This window comes from Mesorhizobium sp. B2-4-19, assembly GCF_006441315.1.
Lineage (GTDB): Bacteria > Pseudomonadota > Alphaproteobacteria > Rhizobiales > Rhizobiaceae > Mesorhizobium.
The window spans coordinates 1-1,487 of record NZ_VFUV01000044.1; the positions used below are offsets into that span (position 1 = coordinate 1).

Below are 1,487 nucleotides of genomic sequence, written 5' to 3' on the forward strand. Positions count from 1 at the left end.
GTGACTTGATGCGGCAAATCGGGAACGACGATGCGAGCGAGGCGAGCCGTGCGGTCAATCTATACGCGGCGATGGCCAGGCGAATAGGGTAAAAAGTGCACTGTCACCGTAATTCGGGTAGCCGGTGCTAGAACAGGAGCGAGCGCGATTTGGATACTATAAATGGACGATGCTTGCTACATCAGCAGAGAAGCGCGATCTCATTGGGTCTGCTCTGGTCACTAGGGATGGCCACTTAGATAGCGAAGGCGGCGTGGCAAAAAGTGCACTGTCACCGTCATTCTAATTCACTATATCTTTTTCAAAAAAACGGACCCTAAGTAGAAGTCCTTGTTTTTTTTGTAGAAATGAGCGGTGCCGCCATCGTGGAATCGAATTCCGCGGTCGGATTCGCTGTCAAAGGTTTTATCATAAAAGAATGAAACAGAGTGATCTATGAGATACCGCAAAACATTTTCCATCTTCAAATTATCTGATCTTATTTCTTCTTTATTTGGCATCTTTATTTTTCTATTATCTGTCTTTCCAGGATATAGACCAAAGTAACGCGCGGAGGATCGGTCTTTCGTCTCATCGAGCCCTACTTCGACATCATCGAAGCACATCAGGCTCTCCGTCTCATTCCAGAAAGGGTCCGGCCCAAGACTTTCATTTATCGTTCGGGGTGTAGATAGCTCGTCAAGGTTATATACAACCTCTCCCCTAAGTAATCGCCAAAAAGTTGATTCTTTTAGTTGAGTAAAAAGTCTATTGCTGTTGGTCATTGTTCTTGTCGTCTCCATGATCGCCGTTGCCACCGTTGTTATCGCGCTGCCCAGCTGCCGCGTCATGCTCTGCTTTGTCGGCAACGGCTTCTATGTCGTCAATTCTTGCTCCCCTAACCTTCGGATCACCCCTCAAGGAGTCTGCCGTTTTTCTGGCCTTTTCGCCGAGCTTAGAAAGGTTGTCGCGATCTTTGAGCCAACCATCGACAGCATTCTTTGCTTTATCTATGTTGGGGTTGTTGCGGTCTTTGGCTCGGGCGCCATCGAGTTGCCAACTGCCGTTTGGGCCAACTGTAATGCCGATCTCAATAGGGCCTTTGTTCCCCCTTATTCCGTCTACACTTACATGGGCGCCTTTGTTGCCCCAGTCGCTCTGCCCAACACCGTGAATTGACACGTCCGGACCACGTCTTGCTTCACTAGGGGATGGTTTGGCTTCCTCCCCCGTTAGCATCGCCATTGGGAGACCAAATACGGTCATCTTAGCCAAGTTCGCAAGGCTTAACGAAGGAGGCGAGGCCAACGCTTTAGCCAAAGCTTGATGACAGGAACTGCATTCACGATATGCTTCTGCCAACATAAGCCCGCCAACAATCGTTGCCGCTATTCCGTCGTCTACACCCACAAGATGACCATTCGCGTCACTCTTATTGACCGGATCATTCTGCGCATAGGCATACCGATTGGTCCCAACACCCGGCAATGTCGGATCCCAATCATCCG

Annotated in this window: 2 protein-coding genes; both read right to left on the reverse strand. The window is 49.4% G+C overall.

The window, feature by feature from the left end:
* Window positions 1-290 precede the first annotated feature (290 nt).
* Entirely contained in the window at window positions 291-764 is a 474-nt protein-coding gene (locus FJ546_RS31030; protein ID WP_140893039.1) for a hypothetical protein, read from the reverse strand.
* Window positions 748-1,487, reverse strand: a 740-nt coding sequence (locus FJ546_RS31410) for a hypothetical protein (protein WP_210243131.1), incomplete at its 5' end; no start/stop codon positions are given. The genes FJ546_RS31030 and FJ546_RS31410, both read right to left, overlap by 17 nt.